The sequence below is a fragment of the Deinococcus psychrotolerans genome (assembly GCF_003860465.1).
Classification (GTDB): Bacteria; Deinococcota; Deinococci; order Deinococcales; family Deinococcaceae; genus Deinococcus; species Deinococcus psychrotolerans.
Window position 1 is genome coordinate 2618187 of sequence record NZ_CP034183.1, and the last position, 18036, is coordinate 2636222.

Consider the following 18036-nt stretch of genomic DNA (forward strand, 5'->3'; position numbering starts at 1 on the left):
CTCTCACCCCCGTATCTCCCGCAGCCGCACCCCCAGGTTCGGCAAATCCACTTCCGCCATCTGCACTCTCAGCATGGCCCCGGTGGGCGCTGCCGTACTCATGAGGGTGTCGAGCGCCAGCTCAGGAATCAGCACGGTGGCCTGCGGGCCTCTCCTTTCCACCACTTGCGCGTCCCAGATGCGCTCGGGCTGGCGGGTTAGCATCGCCAGGGTGTAGTGGCGGCGGGTCAGTCGCTCGGCGGTGCGGGTGCCTCCGGCGTTCATCTCAGCCTGGGCGACCCGTCCGGCAATTTCGCCGCCGGTCAGTCCGGGTTGCTCCTTGAGGGCGGCCCTGAGCTGCTGATGCACCACCAGATCGAGGTAGCGCCGCATCGGAGAGGTGGCCTGCGCGTAGGCGTCCAGGCCCATGCCGTGATGCGGCCCCGGTGAAGGCCGGAAGCGGGTGCGGGCCAGCGTCTTTCGGCGTGCCCAGTGCGCGGGCAAATCGTCGCCACGCACCTCGCGGGTAGGGGCGTCCTGGGTGGCGTAGGGCAGGGCAATTTCCAGATCATCGGCGTAAATGGCGGCGGCCCAGCCTCCCAGCGTCATGCACTCCTGCACGATCAAGCGAGTTTCGGGGCGCGCCAGAGACTTGATCTCGATCTCGTCACCGTGCAACTTGACCCGCACTTCCGGCAAATCGATGGTGAGTGCTCCCTCGGCCTCGCGCTGCTTTTTGCTGGCGAAATAGAGCTTTTGAAGCGTCACGAACGGTTCATTGCCCGCGTCCAGCCGCTCCTGCGCGGCGCTGTAACTCAGCCGCTCAGCTTTGATGGTGGTCAGTTGCACGTCCACCGTGTCGGCGTTCCACTCGGCGTCAAAGTCGATGCTGATGCTCAGCGCGGGCGAGGTGGGGTGCAGGCCGAGGCCGAGCAGTTCGACCACAGCGTTGGGCACCATGCTGTAAATGCGGTCGGGCAAATACAGCGTCGCGCCGCGTGCGCGGGCGGCCATGTCCAGCGGGCTGTTCGGCTCGATCAGTGCGGCCACGTCTGCCACATGCACCCACAGCCGCCAGCCACCTTCGATCTTCTCCAAGCTGATGGCGTCGTCGGGGTCTTGGCTGCCTTCATCGTCGATGGCGTATGCGCTCAGGTGCGTCAAATCCAGCCGTTTTTCATCGGGGAGTTCGGGAATCGGCAGATCGAGGTCGGTCAAATCTATATCTGCCCGCTCGGCATACGGCACCCGCAGCATGTCCCAAATGCCGCGCCGCAGCAAAAACTCGTGGGCCACTTCGGGCGTCTCATTGAGCTTGGCTTCGCGGATCACTTTGGAGCGCTCAGCTTTGCCGCGTGCCAGCAGTTCCACTTCGGTGCGTTGGGCGGCGGTGAGTTCAGCGGGGTTTTGTGGAGCGGTCATCCGCTTAGCATAGCGGGAGCAAAGCCGACCAGGCGGGATTCCTGTATTTGTAAATCTAGGTTTGACAATCGCTTGGTCAAGCCACTCTTGCCTCTCCATATCTGGGCACTTCACACGCTAAATAGAAAATGAAACTTGACATTCTGCTAGGTATGGGTTTATAAAGAGTCCAGATGAAGAACCGCTGGGTTCGTCCCATAGGTCAAAGGAGCGTATATGAACGACCAGAATCAAGGAGGGCAGAATGCGGCGAGCGCGGGCAACTCAGACGCCTTTAAGCTGCAAGTGCAGGCGCTGGTGGTGCAAGGCAAACTCACCCCCGAAGAAGCGGCCGATTTGCTGGGTGAAGGGGTAGAGACTTTTCTCAGCACCCCGCAGCCGGAAGCGCCGACCACTGTGGAGCTGAACAAGCCCGCTGCCGAGGCACAACCGGCCAGCGAATCAGCACCGGCCACCGAACCAACACAGAGGAGCGGCTTTGGCGGCAGCATTCCCAACATTCCGGGCCTGTCCGCCGCTGCGCCGATGATCGGCAAATTGGTGAGCAAGCTGGTCAAGGAAGTCGCGCCGCACGCCGAGGGCGACACGCCCGACGATTTGCGCTTAGAGATCGCCGGTTATTCGCTGATCGTGTCCCGAGACGAAACGCTGAGTGCTCCAACGCTCAGCGGCGATACCGACGGCCTGACGCTGAGCAGTTCGCATAAAGGCTGGAAACTCAATCAGCAACACGGCCTGCGTTTTGGGAACAGGCGCGTGACGCTGAGCGTGCCGTTTGCGCCGCGCCACGTGCGGGCCGAACTGGCAGGCGGGCAACTGGTGCTGCCGGACGTGCTGGGCGAACTTCAAGTCGAAGTCGCGGGCGGCAATGTGCGGGTCGGGAACGTGGGCCACCTCAAAGCCGAGGTCAACGGCGGCAACCTGACGGCGGGCGAAGTCGGCGGCAACTTGCACCTCGAGATCAACGGCGGCAACGGCAAAATCGGGCGCAGCCAGACCTTGATTGCCGAGGTCAACGGCGGCATGCTCAACTGGTCGGGCCTCCTCAAAGAGGGCCAGCACCGCTTAGAAGTCAACGGCGGCGGAGCCAACCTCAACTTGGAGGTGGGCAGCAGCGTGCAGCTCAGCGCCGAGGTGACGGTGGGGCAACTGGTGAGCAGCTTTTCTGATCAAGTCTTTCCCATCCAAAAGCGTGGCGGGATGCTGAACGCCACCTACACGGGCACGCTCGGCAGCGGCGCGGCGGGCCTGTCTTGCCAGGTTTCGGCAGGCCAAGTGCAACTGAACGTCCAAGAAATCGAAGGAGGTGTGACCCATGCGTGAGCAAATTCGCCGGATTCTGGGCCTCGTTCATGCGGGCCGCCTCAGCAGTGAGGACGCTGCGCCGCTTCTGGCAGCCCTCCACCCCAAGCTGAACCTCACTGAAGACGCCCTCGCGCCTCTGTTCGCGCTGCTGGTCGCAGACGGCTTCGGCCCCGATAAAGTCAGCGATATTTTGTACAACCGCACCGACCCGCCCAAAGCGCCCACCAGCGCTCCGCGCCCGCCTCAAGCGCCGCCCAGCGCCCCGCAAGCGCCCAAACCCAGTTGGCTCGGCGGATTTGACGGCCTGGCCGAGCGCATCACCGACACGGTGGAACGCGCTTTTGACGCCGCGCCGATGGTGGGTAAGCAGGCCGCGCCCAATGCGCCGCGCACCGGAACCATTCTGCGCATCGAAGTGGAAGACGAAAACGGTGGCACATACAGCGCCAACTTGCCGATGAGCCTCGCGCCGCACGTGGGCAAGCTGATTCCGCCGCAGGCCCTCAAGTCGCTCGAAAACATGGGCCTGAGCGTGGAAGCCTTGCAACTTCTTCTGGAGAGCAACCCGCCGATTGGCCCGCTGCTGGAATCTGAAGACGAAAACGGCAATGAGGTGCGGCTGACGGTGAAGTAGGCAGGAAGGCAGGTTCGCTCTCCCGGCGAACTTGCTTTCGCTTATCGCCCCTGAGGAGCGCTACATTGAACGCCATGTCCCGCCGCCCGCTCCCTCTGCCCTTTCCCGACGTGACCGAAGCCCCGCTGGTCACCGAACTGCACTTTCCCGAAGCGGGCGTGACCGTCAAAGGCGAGTTTGAACTCAATGAGTTCGCCACCCTCGCGCCCGATACGCTGGATTTTTTGCGGCTCTACATCAAGGTGCGCGGCAATCTCAAAGAAGTGGAGCGCATCTTGGGCCTGAGTTATCCCACGGTGCGTTCCCGCTTTGACAACTTGCTGCGCTCTATCGGTTACGAACCCGAAGCCGCCGACCCGCGTGACGAAGTGCTGAGCCAGTTGGAGCGCGGCGACATCACACCGGAAGAAGCCGCCAAAAAACTGCGGCGCTAGGAGATTTAATCCTAGCGCCGCTAATTTTGTGCGGAGTGTTATTCGCCGTCTTTGGCGGCCAGTTCGTTGTACTTATTGGCCAGCACAAAAAAGGTGGGTGCCCACAGGCCCACGAAGATGCCGAAGCGCTCGCCGTGTGCGCGTTCTTCGGGGTTGCCTTCCTTGCCGCCATTGGTAAACCAGATGATGATGGAAGCCACGATAGAAACGAATCCAGCCACGGTCAGTACGTTGGAAGTGGTGCGGTTGTCCATCTTAAATGCCTCCCTGAGTGCGGTGCTCAATACAACGGCCAATACACTATCGGCCTGCTGAGCGCAGTCTGGCCGACACTTTAACAATACTATGCAACTTTTCTGACCAAGTGATCGGACTGAGTTTTTTCTTAATGAAATTGCTCAGGGCTGCGCTTTGATGTGCTTGGGCACGTTGTCGGTGTTCCTGAACACGTCTTGCCCACTGAATTTCTCCAGCTCTACCCGTTTGCCGCTGCGGGCGCTTTGGTAAATCGCGTCCATGATTCGGTGGTCTTGCAACCCTTCTTCGCCGGGGGTGTAAGGCGTTTTGCCCGATTGGATGCATTCGGCAAAGTGATCGACTTCCAGTGTGAACTGGTTGTAGGCGGCAAATTGCGGCGTGGTTTTGGCGGCCTTGTCGCTCAGTTCCAGGTCTAGGCCGACATACAAGAAAGCCGGATCGAGGGTAACGCTGCCTGCTTCGCCCAGCACCCGCAAGGTATCGGTTTTGACGGCTCCGTAACTGGTCAGCATGTTGGCGATCAGGCCGCCGGGAAAGCCCAGCATCACGCTCATGGATTCCTCCACTTCCTTAAATCTGGTGTCGCCCTTGGGCTGGTGCACGGCGGCGTAGACCCACTCCGGTTCCAAGCCCGTCACGAAGCGCATGGTGTTGAGGCAATAAATTCCCACGTCCACCAGTGGCCCGCCGCCGGCCTGCTTGAAACTGAGCCGCCAAGCACTGGCGTCGTCTTCGACTTGGGCGTGAATGCTGTCGAGCAACTTAATGGAGCCGAGCTTGCCGCCCGCGACAGCTTTTTTGGCGGCCCAGTGGTGCGGGGTGTACTGGATGCGGTAGGCCGCCATCAGCAGCACGCCCGCGCCCTTGCAGGCTTTGACGATCGCCTCGGCGTCCTTGGTGGTGTCGGCCAGCGGTTTTTCGCACAGCACATGCTTACCGAGTTTGGCGGCCCGCTCGGCGTAGTCGCGGTGGAGGTTGTTGGGCAGCACAATGTACACCGCCTGCACGTCGTCCCGCTGACCGAGTTCTTCAAACTGCTCGTAGGTGTAGGCGTCGGCGTCGCTCAGGCCCGCCGCTTTGGCAAAGGCCCGGCCCTTATCGAGCTCGCCGGTCACGACGGCCGCCAAGTAAGCGTGCTGGCTGGTTCTGAGGGCGGGGATGAGTTCTTCGGCGCTGAGTTCACCGAGGCCGACGACGGCAAACCCGACGCGGCGGCTTTGGGCTTCGGGTTTGGGAATGTTCGGTTGATTGGGCATGGTTTACCCTTCCATACCGCTTGCCCGCGCCGGATGGGAGCTGGATCAGCGGGCCTTTAGCTGGACAGCGCTACAGGGTGAGGTGCGCGGCGCGACCCTAAATAATCCCGCCGCCGAGAAGCAACCGCACCGCCGCCAGCACCAGCACCACCGCGCACAAGATCAGGCCCCCGCGCTCCTTGCTGATGGCCCCCACTACCAAGCCGACGATGCCCAGCGGCAAGGTCACGAACCAGTTGGTCCAACCGAGAAGCGGCAAAAAGCCGAGGCCGAGGCCCAAAACAGCCAAAATGCCGAAGAGAATAGAAATGGTATTCATACCTGTAGATACTGTTTGGGCAGCCAGAAAGTTGCCGGGCCCAAAACTGGAAGGTAAAGGCGAACCCACCGCGCCGTGAACGCGCCTTCCGAGAAAGTTCACGGCCTTGTGAGGCGGGCGCGTCAAGCTGAGGCCATGACAAATTCAGCATCTTTAAAAGGCAAGAAAATCGCCATCCTGGCCGCCGACGGCGTGGAGCAGATCGAGCTGGTCAGTCCGCGTGAGGCGTTACAGAAGGCTGGGGCCACCACCGAACTGATCAGTCTCAAGCCAGGCCAGATTCAGAGCATGAAGGGGGACATCGAGCCGCAGGACAAGTACCCGGTTGACAAGACCGTCAGTGAGGCCAGCGCCAGCGATTACGACGGCCTGCTGCTGCCCGGCGGCACCGTCAACCCCGACAAACTGCGCCTGAGCGAGGAGGCCATGGACTTGGTGCGCTCCTTTTACAGCAGCGGCAAGCCGATAGCGGCGATCTGCCACGGCCCTTGGAGCCTGAGTCAGGTGGGCGTCGTGAAAGGGCTGAAGCTGACCAGTTGGCCCAGTCTTAGGCACGAACTCGAACTCGGCGGCGCGGAGTGGGTCGATCAGGAAGTGGTGAGCGATAAGGGCATCGTGACCAGCCGCAATCCGGATGATCTGCCCGCCTTCAACCGCCAGATCACCGAGCTGTTTGCCGAGGGCGACCAGAGCAGCAAGCGGCCCTGAGAGCCGTTTCTAAGTTTGCCTAGGCCTGCTCCTCACCCACGCTTGAGGTTTGAGCGGCAGGCTGAAGGCATGACACACGACCAAGCGCAAAATCAGCAGAGCCAGTACAAACTCAGCCGCAGCGAAACCCAGCACGGCAAAGACGGCCAGCACCACCTCATCAAAGGCGAAAAGGGCAGCGTGCGGCTGTGGCACAACGAAGAGCCTTCGGCCAATAGCGACACCGCCCTGCACAGCCACGCCTATGAAACGCTCGGCTACGTCGTTTCGGGGCGGATGGAACTGGTGCTCAGTGGCCAAACTATTGCTCTAGAAGCCGGAGACAGCTACTGCGTCCCGAGCGGAGCCGAGCACCGATTCCATATTCTGGAAACCCTGACCGCTGTAGAAACGACCACGCCCAGCGCCTTCTGATTTCGCTTCCCCACTGCTTGACTCGGCCGGCTCCGTAAGGTCTAGAGTACGAGCATGACTGACGCGAAACCCGCCCGCATCACCTCTCCCTTCAACGCCAAAAGCACCGCCCTAGAAGTGATTGCCGGGTACGATCTGAGCGGCAAAACCGCCGTTGTGACCGGAGCCGCTTCCGGCATCGGCACCGAAACCGCCCGCGCCCTGCTGACTGCTGGAGCGCGGGTCTTGCTTGCTGTGCGCGATACCGCCAAAGGCGAGCAGGTGGTCGCTGACCTGCGCCAAAGCATGGGCAATGCCAATGCCGAAGTGATCGCGCTTGATCTCAGTTCGCTGGAATCAGTCCGGCAGGGCGCGGCAGAGATTCTCAATGTTGCCCCCAAAATTGACATCCTGATCAACAACGCGGGCGTGATGGCCACGCCACAAAGCCAGACCGCCGACGGCTTTGAAATGCAGTTTGGTACCAACCATCTTGGCCACTTTTTGCTGACCGAACTCCTGATGCCGGCTCTTTTGGCGGCGGCTCCCTCGCGGGTGGTGGCACTCAGCAGCATCGGCCACCGCCGCAGTAATATTTTGCTGGACGACCTCAACTTGGAGCGCCGCCCCTACGACAAGTGGGAGGCGTATGGCAACGCCAAAACCGCCAACGCGCTGTTCGCTCTGGGGCTGAATGACCGTTACGCCAAGCGGGGCGTTACCGCCAACTCGGTGCATCCCGGCGGGATCATGACTGGCCTGCAAAAGCATATGCCGATGGAGGAACAGCGGGCAATGGGTTGGATGGACGAAGAAGGCAACCTCAATCCGGTCTTCAAGAGCACCGAGCAGGGCGCGGCCACCAGCGTTTGGGCCGCCGTCGGCAAGGAACTGGAAGGGGTGGGCGGTTTGTACCTGGAAGACGTGCAGGAAGCTGTGCCGTTTGAGCCTGCCGCGCCGTACAGCGGGTATCAGCCGTATCTGCGCGACCATGCAAGCGCCGATAAGCTGTGGGAAGCCAGCGAAAAGATGGTGGGTCTGAAGTAATCTTTAGCTCGTTACAAGCAAAACCGCCCCGAATTTCTTGGGGCGGTTTGCTTATTGGACAAATTGGGGTAGAACGGGGCCACTCACGGCCCATCTCCGAAAATTGAGAACAAGCACACCGTTGGCGCTTCTATTCCGGTGTGGACATAATACGCCCCATGCGTACTAAATAAATGTAATTAAAGTCTGAATAGCTGCATAAGGCGTGAGTTTGCTGTTTGGCAGCATCTGGGAGAGGAGTCTAAAATTTTGGAGAGCCGAGAGCCGCTGGCTAGGCCATTGCACTTACCGCCAATTTTTGCCCGCTGAGCCGCCTTCTCTTAAGCTCAGTCCATGAACGAGCACCGCCCAATTCTCCGAGAGTTTCAACCCGCAGACGCCGCACAAGTGGCCCAGCTCATCACCGAGAGCGTGCGCGGGCACTGGATATACACGCCCGAACAGTTCAAGCCTTCTAGCGTGCCGCAGCGCTTCCGGTTGGTGGCGGCAGATTCGGAAGTGCGGGCGACTTTGGCGGTCTCGCCGTTCGGTGACGCCGCGCCCAGCGCCTTCCGGCTGGACTTTGCTGGAGACGCCCAGTTCTTTAACGCGCTCTACACGCTCGCCCTGACCCGCTTGCCCCAGCACGCGCCGCTGATTGGCGTGGCCCGCGAGGATTTCAGCGAGCAGATGCAATTTTTTGCGGCGGCAGGCTTCCGTAATGCTTGGCAGTCGTGGGGCGCTCACCTTGATCTGACGCGCTTTGACTTCGCGCCGTATCAGGCACTGGAAGAACGCTTGTTCGTGGACGGCTACGAAGTGGAGCAGCTCGCCAACACCGCTCCTGAAGCTGATTGGAACGTCCTGTATGCGCTGAGTCTGGAAGCGGTGGAAGACGCCCCACGCAATCCCACCACTACGCCAGACAACCTCAGCTTGGAAGAATGGTGGGCGATGATCGTGCGCGAAGAAACGGTGTTCGCAGCGCGTTTCCGGGGCCAGATCATCGGTTTTACCCGTTCAACGGTGCGCGGCGAGCACTTGGACACCGAACACACCGCCGTGAGCCGCCCCCACCGCAACAAAGGTCTAGCGACCATCCTCAAAGCGCGGGCGCTGGCTTCAGCACAGGAACAAGGCTGCATCCAAGCAAGCACGGGCGGCACGGTCATGAACCTGCCGATGCTGAAAGTCAACCATTGTTTGGGCTATTTGCCGGAGCCGATGTGGGTGACGTGGTGGCTGGAGCGTTGAGCGCCTTATTTTCTCTTTCTTGTAGGTGCTTCGGTTGCCTTCGGGGCGTACTGACTCACGCCGCCCGCCGCCGCAAACTCGGTTTCCAGTTCGGCCAGCGGTTTGTCGGGCTTGCTGCTGGCATCGCCCGGTAAGGTGTGGGCGAACACTTCTATAACATCGGGATAGCCGTCCCCATCCGTATCCCCGTTGGCGGCCAGTACGCTGTACAGCACGTCGGCAAATTTGGCTTTGGGATTCGTTTGAAAGCCTTTCTGGAGCGCTTGCCCGAACACGTTCCAGGGTGCGCCGCCTTTGGCATTGACGTGACAAAAGGTGCAGGCCATGACTTTGCCGCTGTACTGCCAGAGCGGATCGTCCTTGTCGTAGTGAAACTGCTGAATGGCGGTGAGGCGGAAGGCGGGCATAGCGAGCGTTGGAGTCAGCAAGAGGAGCGCCAAAGCGGCCCAGCGTTTCAACCCAGCCCCCTCAACTTAACTGGCATCAACTCAACCACTTCGGGCCGTCGAACTTGCCGCCCAGAATTTCCTTGGAATCTAGGTTCAGCCAAGTGTCCAGCGCGTTGGCGTAGACGCCTCTGAAATCCTGCTTGTAGCGGATGTCGCCGTCGGCCAGGTTCTCCAAGTCGGGGCTGTCGCCGTGAATGCCGCCCTTGACGCTCTTGCCCAGCACAAACATCACGCTGCCCTGTCCGTGATCGGTTCCGGCGCTGGCATTTTCGGCCACCCGCCGCCCAAACTCGGAAAAGCCCATCACGACCACTTTGTCGGCCAGGCCCTGCACGTCGAGGTCAGCTTGAAAAGCGGCCAGTCCCTCGGCCAGTTCGCGCAGCAAATCATCCTGCTCGGCCCGCTGGCCCGCGTGGGTGTCGAAGCTGCCCAAGCTGGTATACAGCACCCGCTGGCCGTTACCGCCCGCGATCAGGCGGGCAATATCTTGGAGGCTGGCGGCGAATTTGCTGTCGGGATAGACAGCCCCGGAGCGGTACTTGCTGAGATTTTTCTGGACTTTGGCGGTGTTGAGCAGCATCTGCTTGGTGGCGGCTTGCAGGTACTCGGCCTCGCCTTGCCTCGGCGCGTTCAGCAGGGTGGTAAAAGGGTCGTGGAGTCCGGCGGGCAATTTGAGCTGGTAGCTGTCCACACTGCTGATGCTCGGCAGCGAGAACTGCTTGGCTTGCAGGGCCAGCGGCGTGGCGTTGCCGATGTTGCTGGCGCAAAACGGGTCGCCAATCGTCTCGGCGATTCTTCCTATCCAGCCGTCGCTGGCGGCCTGTGTGGGGTCGGCGGTGTGCCAGATCGCCATGCTGGCAAAGTGGCTGCGGTTGGGGTTGGGATAGCCGATATTCTCCAGCCAGCCGAGTTGCCCGGCGTCCCAGAACTTGCTGAGCGCCCGCAAGCTGGGGTGCATCCCGAGGTCGGCGGTCAGGTTCAGCACGTCTTTTTTGCCGATGGCGATGTTGGGCCGCGCCGCGTAGTAAGCTCCGTTGCTGTAGGGAATCAGGGTGTTGAGGCCGTCATTGCCGCCGGTCAGCTGAATGACCACCAAAGTTTTGTCGCCGCCCGCCGTTGCAGCGGCCCGTGCCAGAAAGCCAGGCATTCCGCTGGTGACGCTGACCGCCAGCGCCGAGAGTTTGAGAAAATCGCGTCTGTTCATGGGTGGCTCCTTTTGGGAGAGGGAAGATGGGGGCTCGGCTCTTGGCTCTCTTTTTCTTCAAGGAAGGGGAGAGTGAGCGCAGCGGTTGCCTTCCTCCTCTTCCTCCTCAAATCAACTGATATTCAGGACTGACCAGCATCAAATAGGTGCGCTGGGCACTGCCCAGTTTCGCCAGCGCACTCGGCATCTTTTCGCTGCCCAGCAGGGCCAGGGCGCTCGGCTCAGGCACAGTGTCGGCCATCTTGGTCTGGGCTTTGCCTTTCTGGTTGCCCAGCGTCATGGCGGCGGCGACCTGCATCCTGAGCAGCAAGGTGGAGTCGTTGATCCATTCGCGGCCACCGTCCCAGCCCTTGACGGTAGGCGGGTGCAGCAAGTCTTGGCCGAGGCGGGCCAGCGTGCCCGACAAATTGAGGTAGGTTTTTTCGTCTATGTCGGTGCGCCCGGCTGATCTCAGCGCTCCCACCACAAATTCGGTGGGGCTGCGGATGATGCTGCTTCTGGAGGCGTAAAATTCCTGACTGCTCAGCAGGGCCTGCAAAGTTTGCCGCAGGTCGCCGCCGGATTGCCGGTAGGTTTCGGTGAGCTTGGCCTGTCCGGCGGCGTCTGGCGCGTCGCTGACAAACGAGCGCCACAGCTTGAAGGCCACCCGCTCAGCGGTGGAAGGGTGTCCAGCCGCCAGCCGCACGATGTCGTCGCCGCCGAAATTTCCGGTTTTGCCCAGATAAGTCTTGGAGCCGCCATCGTGCTGCTTGGCATTGAAGGTGAAGGTTTGCGGGTCGGCAAAGTCCTTGGGGCCGCGCTTCCCCTCAAACGTCCAGCCGGTCAGTGCCCTCGCGCCTTCTTTGACATCAGCTTCGCTGTAGTTGCCGATGCCAGCGGTATACAGTTCCAGCAGTTCGCGGCCCAGATTCTCGTTGGGCTTGCCTTTTTTGTTTTGGTCGTTGTCGAGGTAGCGCATCACGGCGGGCGTTTTGACGGCGGCCAGCGCGAGGTCGGTGAAGTTGCTCAGGGCGTGGCCGCGCAACACGCTCAAATAGTTGTCTAAGGCGCTGAGGTTCTTGACTTTGTCGGTGCCGATGACGAAATGATTGCTCCACATCAGCGCCAGCCGTTCGCGCAGCGGATAAGGCGTCAGCACCATCTCGCGCAGCCAAGCGGCCTGAAAGAGTTTGATGGCGGCGTAAGGAGCGACCGCTTCCGCAGGTTTGAAAGGCGTGTCCAGCGTGGTGGTGGGAAAAACCAGCAGTGCGGCGGCGGCAGCTTGCGGGGTTTGGCCCACCAGCGCTCTGATCTGCGCCTCGGTGGCTCCAAAACTGGTGCGCCGCAGCAAATGGGCCGCGTCGGTGGCGGTCAGGGGGGTGGTGCGGGGAGTAAGTGGCACAGCGTCTCCTTTGAGAGGGCAGGACTGTAAACAGCAATCGGTTCAGAGGTTCTGGTACAGAGCCCAAAGCCGACTGATTTTTGTACGTCTACGGATTGGAGTCGCTCGGCGGCAAAAAAGTTCCCAGCGGGCCAGGGTCACTGCGCTTGATGCTGCTCAGCGAAGTCTTGAGAACGCCCGTGTCGAGGTTGCCGACCAGCCACACGAAGCTGTCTCCAACTTTGCGCGAGGCCACGCCCGCCGCCGCCTTGACGCCTTTGGGGGCCATCACCAAAGCCACCACATTGATGCCGTCGCTGAGGTTGAGCTGCGTGCCGGTTTTGCGCTGGCCCACGCCCGCCGCCACAAAGCCCGCTGGTAAGTTCAATCCGGGCAAGGCTATGCTCAGCGCCTGCGGCAAACCGGCCATCAGTTCTGCTTCGATGGGGGCGGCGCGTTTTTGCAACTTGACGGCGCTCAGCAGCTCGGCGCGGCGAGCCAAGCTGCCGCCCGCGCTGCGTTCCTCGTAAGCCAGCGGCACATTCCAGCTCACGTCTACCCAGACGCGCCAGCTTGCCGCCGCGCCGAGTTTGGGCGTGAGGCTAAAGACCTGGGTCGGGCGGCCCGCTACCGTTTCAGCCGCTTCCCGCTTCACCACGAAGTTTTGCCGCAGCAGCTTGGGATACACCTTGATCGGCGGCAGACTCTGGGCCTGACGAACTGGGGGATCACGCGGCGGAAAAATGACCGTGACGCTGGTCTCGCCGCGCACGGCAAACCTGAGACTTTTGTTGAGGGCGCTCAGTAGGGTGTCCATATCGCTGGGCGGGGTCGCGGTTTGGGCGGCGGCCAACCCACTCAGAAAGAGAGTCAGCAGAGCGAGCCCAGGTTTCACCACTCACCGCCCAGTGCCGAGCTGTAGGCGTCGTAAGCCGCGCTGCTCGCTAAGGGTTGAGAGGCCGCCAAATCCGTGCTGGACGAATCCATACTGGATGAGTTCAGGTGAGGCGCGGGCCGCAGCACCAGCAGCCCGCCGAAGAGAGCGGCGGCGGCCAGCAAGGTCGGCCACCAAGTGGCCCGGTGTCTGGGCAAGCTGACGAGAGGCGGAGCTTGGGGGAGCAGCAAGGCTTGGCGACTCAAGAATCGCTCTGCTGCGCCCGCGTCGGCTGGGCTGGGCTGCCGCACTTCAGCAAACAGCGCGTCTAGCGTGAAGTCATCTGAATCGTCAAAGTCTTCGGAGAGGGCAGAGGGCGGTTTCATGGCTTGACTCCTTGTTTCGGCGTGGGGTGTTTGGCGCTTTGCGGCACGTCCCAGCGCCCTTTGATGAGTTCGCGCAGGGCCGCCCGTCCCCGACTGATTCTGGACTTGACGGTGCCGAGTTCAACGCCCAGCACCTCGGCGATCTCCGAGTAGTCCAGCCCGGCCAGCTCGCGCAAAGTCACCGCTTCCCGCACGCTTTCTGGGAGTTGCTGCATGGCCCACGCCAGCAGCTCGCGCAGTTGGGCCTGCTCGGTGCTGCGGGCGGGGTCGTGGTGGGCGGCGGGTTCGGGCCAGTCGTCCAGGGCGTCCGGCTGCTTTTTTCTGAGCGCTGCCGAGCAGGCATTCAGGGTGATGCGGTGCAGCCAGGTGCTGAATTTGGCGTCTCCCCGGAAGCTGCCCAGGTTTTTGTGCACGCTGACAAACACCTCCTGCACCACGTCGTCGGCGCTGCTGCTGCCCACCACGCTGGCGGCCAAGCGGTGAACGGCGGCAGCGTGGCGGCGCAGCAACGTCTCAAAGGCAGCCGTGTCGGAATGGGCCAGGCGAATGAGTTGTTCATCGGTGTAGTCGTCCATCGGGCTTGTTATCCATGCGGCGGCCTACGGTGAGCGCCTTATGTTTTAGAGTCGGGCCAGCCGCCAAAAGTTCCCTGCTACTCTAAACCCCGTGCTGAACTCCCCGCCTGAACTGAGCTTGCCCACCGAACTGAAAAGGGTGTTGCCCGCCGCCCGCTGGCAAGACGTATCGGGCGATTCGGGAGCGCGGGTGTGGCAAAGTCAAAAGTACGTGGTCAAGGTGCAGCCGCTCGGACGGCTCGAAAGCCTGCGAACCGAGCAAACCAAACTGCGTTGGCTCTCGGGCCGCTTGCCGGTGCCGCAGATCGTTGGGTACGCCACCGACGAGCAAAGTGAGTACCTCGCCACCGCCCGGTTGCCCGGTTTGCCGATGCACCACCCTGATGCCCTGCTGCACGCGCTTCGTAACGCTGACTTGCTGGCCCGCGCTCTCCGGGAGCTTCACCGCTTACCTATCCGCGAATGCCCTTTTAACCAAAGTTTAGCGCTCAAGCTGCGCCAAGCCCGCGAACGGGTGGAGCTGGGCTTGGTGGACGAAAAAGACTTTGATGCTGAGCGGCTGGGGCAGTTGGGAATGAGTCAGTTAGGGCTGGGTCAATTGAGGGTGGGCCAATCGGCAGAACAAGTCCTCAAGTATTTGGTCAAATCGCGGCCCGCCACCGAAGATTTGGTCGTCACACACGGCGATGCTTGCTTGCCCAACTTCTTAGTGTCGGGCGAAGTGGTCGAAGGCCTGATCGACGTGGGCCGCCTCGGCATTGCGGATCGCCATCAGGATTTGGCGCTGGCCCAGCGCAGCCTGAGCCGCAACGCGGGCGATGAGGCCGCCGAACACTTTTTGGACGTTTACGGGCGGCAGTGGGTGGACACAGGTAAGCTGGCGTATTACCAAATTCTAGACGAATTGTTTTGATGTGAAGCGGTGTTCTAAAGATTTCTCCCTTAAAACAGGACGGCAAAATAAAAACAGTTCACGGCTGCACAATAATTGAGAAGCCGTTTTTTTATTGCCCGGAAGATTCCGGTAAGGATGAGTCTTAATTTTAATTTAGCTCACCTTTAGAAGTGGCTAAGGGTGGCAAATGTCCTTATTGAACAGCCGCCCAGTCAGGTAAACTAAAGAAACCAAAAGTAGTCGGTCATATGAGTTACGTGTTTATTCGCTCGTGTGAGAAAACCGCAGGCTTGCTCAAGGCAAGTCGCAGGGGCAGTGTTCTACCTAAGCGTCGGGCTTCAATCAGAAGGCCAGCACAGCATTCAATTCTAAAGTTAAATGAGGAGATTCACAATGTCTCAAATCACTTGCACATGGGTTCCGGGAACCACAGACACCGTTCGTCTCAGTACCATTCAAAAAACCCTTAAATTGCCGCTGCGCCAAATAAAAACCTTGTGGGGCGAACAAGCCATCAAAGACTTGTATTTGCGGGGACGCTTTTCTAAGAGCATTACCCAAGCTGAACTCGATCAGTTGATGAAGGCTTAAGACTGAAACTTGTTCCAATCCTCAAACGAAGTGGGAGCCAAGCAATGCGGCTTCCACTTTTTTGTTGCCCCGCTTCGCCGTCCAGTCTGTGGGGTCTGACGATTCTCTGATGCCCTCTTAAGCATTCCTCACGCTCGGCTAAGGGGAGATCATCTCCTGAGCGGCATACTGCTCTTCATGATGAATCTTAAACGCGGAATGCTTCTTCTCGGTGCGGCGCTCTCGGTGGCGAGCGTGACCGACGCCTCGGCGGGCCGGCTCTCAGCTTCGCTCCTTGCCAAAGCCCGTGCGGGTGACAACACCCCTACCGGCGTGATCGTGCGCTTCAGCGTGTCCAACAATGCTCAGGGCCGCCAAGTCTTCAAGAACTTGCGTGTTCAGCTTCAAAGCAGCCTCGCCAAGCTGGGGCCAGCGGCGGGCTTTGTCACCGACGCCCTGAAGAAAAACGGCGCGGAGTTGTGGCTCGATCAGTCGATTTACCTCAAGCTCTCGCCGGTGCAGGCCCGCGTGCTCTCCAGCTTGCCCATCGTGGACGAGATTTTTGAGAACTTTAAAGTGCAGATTCCCAAAGCGCAGGCGCTCAGTGCGGCCAGTGCGCCGACAGGTGTGCCGTATCATCTTCAGGCCATCGGCGCAAAAGAAGCTCAGGCGGCGGGCTTCAAGGGACAGGGCGTGCGCATCGGGCACCTCGACACTGGCATCGATCCCAACTCGCCCGAATACAAAGGCAAGATTCTCAACTACGCCGAGTTCAATGAAGACGGTGACAGGGTTCAGAGCAGTCAGCCGCACGACAGCGCCCAGCACGGCACCCACACGGCGGGTCTGCTGGTGGGCAACACGGTGGGCGTGGCTCCCGATGCCAAGCTGATCAGCGCTCTGGTGTTGCCGGACGGCTCCGGCACTTTTGCACAGGTCATTGCCGGAATGCAGTGGGTGCTTGACCCCGACAACAACGCCGACACCAACGACGGCGCGAACGTGGTCAGCATGAGCCTCGGTCTGCCCGGCACCTACCAGGAATTTGTCTTGCCAGTCCAGAACATGCTCAAGGCCGGTGTGGTTCCGGTGTTTGCCATCGGTAACTTCGGCCCCACCGCTAGCAGCACCGGCAGCCCCGGCAACATTCCCGACGTGATCGGCGTGGGCGCGGTGGACAAAGACGGCAACGTGGCTTCGTTCAGCAGCCGTGGCCCGGTGGCCTGGACAGGCGCGTACAGCGGCGTGTTTACCAAGCCCGACATCGCCGCGCCGGGTGTGGCGATTACCAGCAGCTTTCCCGGCGGCGGCTACGGCTCGCTCTCCGGCTCGTCGCAGGCCGCTCCCATCGCGGCGGGCGCGGTGGCCGTGATGCTGGGGGCCAAGCCCGGCACCAGCGTAGACGCCATCAAGCAGGCGCTGTATTCGAGCGCTTCCAACAACGGCCAGAAAAACAACAACACCGGCTACGGCGAAATCAGCTTGCCCAAAGCGCTGGGCAAGCTGGGCGTGAATGTCTCGGCCCCGGCTCCTGCGCCGGCCCCAACTCCTGCGCCTACGCCGGCCCCCACGCCGACTCCAGCACCCACGCCCACTCCTGCGCCGGTCCCAGCGCCAACCCCCACACCGACGCCCGCTCCCACGCCGACGCCTGCACCCGCTCCAACCCCCACGCCGCCTCCGGCCAACACCAACAACGTGGTGCCGCCGGTCGGCTACACCTTCTGCGCTCCTGAGGGCGGAGCCTGCAACTTCAGCGGCGAGCGTCTGGCCGCTTTCGGCGCAAATGGGCGCTACCTCTCTGGCACCGCCACTGACGGCTTCAAATGCACGGTGGCCGAGTGGGGATCTGACCCGGTGCCCGGCGCGGCCAAAGCCTGCTTCCTGAAACCCGCTGCCAATACCGCTCCGGCCCCAGCGCCCGCACCGACGCCCGCGCCCAAGCCGCCGACTTCCGGCAAAAAGCCCAGTGTGCTGCTGGTCGACGATGATCTTGGCCAAGGCCCCGACGTGACGGCGGCCCTGCGCGACGCGGTGAAAGCCAACGCCTCAGGCGCGTTTCGCTGGGACGTGCAGACTCAGGGCGCAGTGCCGCTGAGCGAAATGAAAAAGTACGACGTGGTGCTGTGGCTCAGCGGTGAACAGTACAGCAACACCGTCACGGCTGCCGATCAACAAAACTTGCAGCAGTATCTGACGGGCGGCGGTCGCCTGATCCTCAGCGGCCAAGACATCGGCTACGACATCGGCGCGACCAGCTTTTACCGCGACGTGCTCAAGACCCAGTTCATCTCCGATTCGTCCGGCACGCCCAAATTTGTTACCAGCGGTGTGCTGGGCAACGTGGCCTACACCCTCAACGCTGATGGCAGCGCCAAAAATCAAGTGTATCCCGACGTGATCGCCGACATCGGCAGCGGCGTGGTGGCCGGCTCTTACGGCAGCGCAGGAGCCACCGCCGGCACACTTCAGGCCCAAAGCATTCAGGGTGACAGCAACCGCAGCCGCGTTCAGGCCAAGGCCGGTCGGCAGCCGGTACGCGCACAATCGGCCCAAGATGCCGGAGCCATCGTGCTCAACGATGCAGGGCGCTACCGCACCGCCACCATGGGGTTCGGATTGGAAGGCCTGTCGCCTGCTGCCCGTTCCAGCCTCCTCAAAGCGACGTTCGAGTGGTTGATGCGCTGAGTGAAGTTCTGAGAAAGGCCCGCTTTCCAATTGGAGGGCGGGCCTTT

The 18036-nt window shown here is 61.2% G+C and carries 20 protein-coding genes; 10 read left to right on the forward strand and 10 right to left on the reverse strand.

Going from position 1 to position 18036, the window contains the following annotated elements:
- Positions 1 to 3: 3 nt before the first annotated feature.
- Positions 4 to 1401, reverse strand: a complete 1398-nt coding sequence (locus EHF33_RS12905; RefSeq protein WP_124872270.1) for an RNB domain-containing ribonuclease — start codon at positions 1399 to 1401, stop codon at positions 4 to 6.
- Positions 1402 to 1617: 216 nt separating this feature from the next.
- Between EHF33_RS12905 and EHF33_RS12910 the strand changes: the two genes are divergently transcribed.
- The 3 genes from EHF33_RS12910 to EHF33_RS12920 all read left to right on the forward strand — a co-directional run bounded on the left by EHF33_RS12910 (position 1618) and on the right by EHF33_RS12920 (position 3774).
- Entirely contained in the window at positions 1618 to 2724 is a 1107-nt protein-coding gene (locus EHF33_RS12910; RefSeq protein ID WP_124872273.1) for a DUF4097 family beta strand repeat-containing protein, read from the forward strand.
- On the forward strand, positions 2717 to 3340 hold the full coding sequence (locus EHF33_RS12915) for a hypothetical protein (protein ID WP_124872276.1): 624 nt from the start codon (positions 2717 to 2719) through the stop codon (positions 3338 to 3340). The genes EHF33_RS12910 and EHF33_RS12915 overlap by 8 nt, the downstream gene beginning before the upstream one ends.
- A gap of 74 nt (positions 3341 to 3414) precedes the next feature.
- Positions 3415 to 3774 (forward strand): DUF2089 domain-containing protein, encoded by a 360-nt coding sequence (locus tag EHF33_RS12920; RefSeq protein ID WP_124872278.1) that lies wholly within the window; start codon positions 3415 to 3417, stop codon positions 3772 to 3774.
- A 38-nt stretch (positions 3775 to 3812) separates the two neighbouring features.
- Here EHF33_RS12920 and EHF33_RS12925 read toward each other — a convergent pair whose 3' ends face one another.
- From EHF33_RS12925 to EHF33_RS12935, 3 genes are all read right to left on the reverse strand, one after another.
- On the reverse strand, positions 3813 to 4028 hold the full coding sequence (locus EHF33_RS12925; RefSeq protein WP_124872281.1) for a hypothetical protein: 216 nt from the start codon (positions 4026 to 4028) through the stop codon (positions 3813 to 3815).
- A gap of 144 nt (positions 4029 to 4172) precedes the next feature.
- Positions 4173 to 5288 carry a Gfo/Idh/MocA family protein gene (locus EHF33_RS12930; RefSeq protein ID WP_124872284.1) on the reverse strand — a complete coding sequence of 372 codons (1116 nt, stop codon included), beginning with the start codon at positions 5286 to 5288 and terminating at the stop codon, positions 4173 to 4175.
- Positions 5289 to 5385: 97 nt separating this feature from the next.
- On the reverse strand, positions 5386 to 5607 hold the full coding sequence (locus EHF33_RS12935) for a hypothetical protein (RefSeq protein WP_124872287.1): 222 nt from the start codon (positions 5605 to 5607) through the stop codon (positions 5386 to 5388).
- A 135-nt stretch (positions 5608 to 5742) separates the two neighbouring features.
- Here EHF33_RS12935 and EHF33_RS12940 point away from each other — a divergent pair, with 135 nt between their 5' ends.
- The 4 genes from EHF33_RS12940 (at position 5743) to EHF33_RS12955 (ending at position 8988) form a co-directional block, all read left to right on the forward strand.
- Complete coding sequence (locus EHF33_RS12940) at positions 5743 to 6315, forward strand: type 1 glutamine amidotransferase domain-containing protein (RefSeq protein ID WP_124872290.1); 573 nt, start codon at positions 5743 to 5745, stop codon at positions 6313 to 6315.
- 69 nt (positions 6316 to 6384) lie between these two features.
- The gene (locus tag EHF33_RS12945; protein WP_124872293.1) at positions 6385 to 6729 is read left to right on the forward strand and encodes a cupin domain-containing protein; all 345 of its coding nucleotides are present in this window, start codon (positions 6385 to 6387) and stop codon (positions 6727 to 6729) included.
- A gap of 54 nt (positions 6730 to 6783) precedes the next feature.
- Positions 6784 to 7755 (forward strand): oxidoreductase, encoded by a 972-nt coding sequence (locus EHF33_RS12950; protein WP_124872295.1) that lies wholly within the window; start codon positions 6784 to 6786, stop codon positions 7753 to 7755.
- 333 nt (positions 7756 to 8088) lie between these two features.
- Entirely contained in the window at positions 8089 to 8988 is a 900-nt protein-coding gene (locus EHF33_RS12955; protein ID WP_124872298.1) for a GNAT family N-acetyltransferase, read from the forward strand.
- Between the two features lie 5 nt (positions 8989 to 8993).
- Here the strand turns inward: EHF33_RS12955 and EHF33_RS12960 are convergent, their stop codons facing one another.
- The 6 genes from EHF33_RS12960 to EHF33_RS12985 all read right to left on the reverse strand — a co-directional run bounded on the left by EHF33_RS12960 (position 8994) and on the right by EHF33_RS12985 (position 13836).
- Complete coding sequence (locus EHF33_RS12960) at positions 8994 to 9446, reverse strand: thrombospondin type 3 repeat-containing protein (RefSeq protein ID WP_241191172.1); 453 nt, start codon at positions 9444 to 9446, stop codon at positions 8994 to 8996.
- Between the two features lie 25 nt (positions 9447 to 9471).
- Positions 9472 to 10641, reverse strand: coding sequence for a DUF1501 domain-containing protein (locus EHF33_RS12965; protein WP_124872301.1), 1170 nt, complete (start codon positions 10639 to 10641; stop codon positions 9472 to 9474).
- A gap of 106 nt (positions 10642 to 10747) precedes the next feature.
- Positions 10748 to 12022, reverse strand: a complete 1275-nt coding sequence (locus tag EHF33_RS12970; RefSeq protein ID WP_124872304.1) for a DUF1800 domain-containing protein — start codon at positions 12020 to 12022, stop codon at positions 10748 to 10750.
- A gap of 88 nt (positions 12023 to 12110) precedes the next feature.
- A complete protein-coding gene (locus EHF33_RS12975; protein ID WP_124872306.1) occupies positions 12111 to 12896 on the reverse strand; it encodes a transcriptional regulator in 786 nt (261 codons plus the stop codon).
- Positions 12893 to 13261 (reverse strand): hypothetical protein, encoded by a 369-nt coding sequence (locus EHF33_RS12980; RefSeq protein ID WP_124872308.1) that lies wholly within the window; start codon positions 13259 to 13261, stop codon positions 12893 to 12895. Before EHF33_RS12980 ends, EHF33_RS12975 begins: the two co-directional genes overlap by 4 nt.
- Positions 13258 to 13836: an RNA polymerase sigma factor gene (locus EHF33_RS12985; protein WP_124872311.1), complete on the reverse strand. Its 579-nt coding sequence runs from the start codon at positions 13834 to 13836 to the stop codon at positions 13258 to 13260. Before EHF33_RS12985 ends, EHF33_RS12980 begins: the two co-directional genes overlap by 4 nt.
- 91 nt (positions 13837 to 13927) lie before the next feature.
- Here EHF33_RS12985 and EHF33_RS12990 point away from each other — a divergent pair, with 91 nt between their 5' ends.
- From EHF33_RS12990 to EHF33_RS13000, 3 genes are all read left to right on the forward strand, one after another.
- A complete protein-coding gene (locus EHF33_RS12990; RefSeq protein WP_124872314.1) occupies positions 13928 to 14749 on the forward strand; it encodes an APH(3') family aminoglycoside O-phosphotransferase in 822 nt (273 codons plus the stop codon).
- Positions 14750 to 15124: 375 nt separating this feature from the next.
- Positions 15125 to 15322: a hypothetical protein gene (locus EHF33_RS12995; protein ID WP_124872316.1), complete on the forward strand. Its 198-nt coding sequence runs from the start codon at positions 15125 to 15127 to the stop codon at positions 15320 to 15322.
- Between the two features lie 180 nt (positions 15323 to 15502).
- The gene (locus EHF33_RS13000; RefSeq protein ID WP_241191328.1) at positions 15503 to 17989 is read left to right on the forward strand and encodes a S8 family serine peptidase; all 2487 of its coding nucleotides are present in this window, start codon (positions 15503 to 15505) and stop codon (positions 17987 to 17989) included.
- The last annotated feature ends 47 nt before the right edge of the window (positions 17990 to 18036 follow it).

Coding starts and splice junctions, on each gene's coding strand:
- EHF33_RS12905 (WP_124872270.1), bottom strand. CDS start 1,401: ATGACCGCTCCACAAAACCCCGCTGAACTCACCGCCGCCCAACGCACC.
- EHF33_RS12910 (WP_124872273.1), top strand. CDS start 1,618: ATGAACGACCAGAATCAAGGAGGGCAGAATGCGGCGAGCGCGGGCAAC.
- EHF33_RS12915 (WP_124872276.1), top strand. CDS start 2,717: ATGCGTGAGCAAATTCGCCGGATTCTGGGCCTCGTTCATGCGGGCCGC.
- EHF33_RS12920 (WP_124872278.1), top strand. CDS start 3,415: ATGTCCCGCCGCCCGCTCCCTCTGCCCTTTCCCGACGTGACCGAAGCC.
- EHF33_RS12925 (WP_124872281.1), bottom strand. CDS start 4,028: ATGGACAACCGCACCACTTCCAACGTACTGACCGTGGCTGGATTCGTT.
- EHF33_RS12930 (WP_124872284.1), bottom strand. CDS start 5,288: ATGCCCAATCAACCGAACATTCCCAAACCCGAAGCCCAAAGCCGCCGC.
- EHF33_RS12935 (WP_124872287.1), bottom strand. CDS start 5,607: ATGAATACCATTTCTATTCTCTTCGGCATTTTGGCTGTTTTGGGCCTC.
- EHF33_RS12940 (WP_124872290.1), top strand. CDS start 5,743: ATGACAAATTCAGCATCTTTAAAAGGCAAGAAAATCGCCATCCTGGCC.
- EHF33_RS12945 (WP_124872293.1), top strand. CDS start 6,385: ATGACACACGACCAAGCGCAAAATCAGCAGAGCCAGTACAAACTCAGC.
- EHF33_RS12950 (WP_124872295.1), top strand. CDS start 6,784: ATGACTGACGCGAAACCCGCCCGCATCACCTCTCCCTTCAACGCCAAA.
- EHF33_RS12955 (WP_124872298.1), top strand. CDS start 8,089: ATGAACGAGCACCGCCCAATTCTCCGAGAGTTTCAACCCGCAGACGCC.
- EHF33_RS12965 (WP_124872301.1), bottom strand. CDS start 10,641: ATGAACAGACGCGATTTTCTCAAACTCTCGGCGCTGGCGGTCAGCGTC.
- EHF33_RS12980 (WP_124872308.1), bottom strand. CDS start 13,261: ATGAAACCGCCCTCTGCCCTCTCCGAAGACTTTGACGATTCAGATGAC.
- EHF33_RS12985 (WP_124872311.1), bottom strand. CDS start 13,836: ATGGACGACTACACCGATGAACAACTCATTCGCCTGGCCCATTCCGAC.
- EHF33_RS12995 (WP_124872316.1), top strand. CDS start 15,125: ATGTCTCAAATCACTTGCACATGGGTTCCGGGAACCACAGACACCGTT.
- EHF33_RS13000 (WP_241191328.1), top strand. CDS start 15,503: ATGAATCTTAAACGCGGAATGCTTCTTCTCGGTGCGGCGCTCTCGGTG.